1 protein-coding gene is annotated in these 1,049 nt (G+C 52.8%); it reads right to left on the bottom strand.

What is annotated here, in order from left to right; translation table 11 throughout:
• On the bottom strand, positions 1-1,049 hold a 1,049-nt coding region (gene tuf, locus WFM46_RS23750), incomplete at both ends, for an elongation factor Tu (protein ID WP_103825506.1).

Raw genomic sequence — 1,049 nt, 5'->3', positions numbered from 1 at the left:
CCCGCGCCAACGGTACGGCCGCCTTCGCGGATTGCGAAACGCAGACCATCGTCCATTGCGATTGGGTGGATCAGGGTAACAACCATTTTGATGTTGTCGCCTGGCATTACCATCTCAACGCCTTCTGGCAGTTCGATGGTACCGGTCACGTCAGTAGTACGGAAGTAGAACTGTGGACGGTAGCCTTTGAAGAACGGAGTATGACGGCCGCCTTCGTCTTTGGACAGGATGTACACTTCAGATTCGAACTTGGTGTGTGGCTTGATTGAGCCTGGCTTCGCCAGAACCTGACCACGTTCGATTTCTTCACGCTTGATACCACGCAGCAGAACACCAACGTTCTCACCAGCACGGCCTTCGTCCAGCAGTTTGCGGAACATTTCAACGCCAGTACAGGTAGATTTCGCAGTATCTTTGATACCAACGATTTCAACTTCTTCACCAACTTTGATGATACCGCGCTCTACACGACCGGTAACAACGGTACCACGACCGGAGATGGAGAATACGTCTTCGATTGGCAGCAGGAACGGCTTGTCGATAGCACGCTCTGGTTCTGGGATGTAAGAATCCAGGTAGCCAGCCAGTTCGATGATTTTCTCTTCCCACTCAGCTTCGCCTTCCAGCGCTTTCAGAGCAGAACCACGAACGATTGGGGTATCGTCGCCTGGGAAATCGTACTGAGACAGCAGTTCACGAACTTCCATCTCTACCAGTTCCAGCAGCTCTTCGTCATCAACCATGTCGCATTTGTTCAGGAACACGATGATGAAAGGAACGCCTACCTGACGACCCAGCAGGATGTGCTCACGGGTCTGAGGCATTGGGCCGTCAGTCGCAGCAACAACCAGGATCGCGCCGTCCATCTGCGCAGCACCGGTGATCATGTTTTTAACATAGTCGGCGTGGCCTGGGCAGTCTACGTGTGCGTAGTGACGAGTCGGGGTGTCGTATTCAACGTGAGAAGTGTTGATGGTGATACCACGAGCTTTTTCTTCTGGTGCGTTATCGATCTGGTCGAATGCACGAGCAGAACCACCGTAGGTTTT

Source organism: Leclercia sp. M50 (assembly GCF_037150775.1).
In the GTDB taxonomy this organism is placed as follows: Bacteria; Pseudomonadota; Gammaproteobacteria; order Enterobacterales; family Enterobacteriaceae; genus Enterobacter.
The sequence above is the reverse complement of the archived record's forward strand: the minus strand, read 5'-3'. Positions and strand labels throughout refer to the sequence as shown.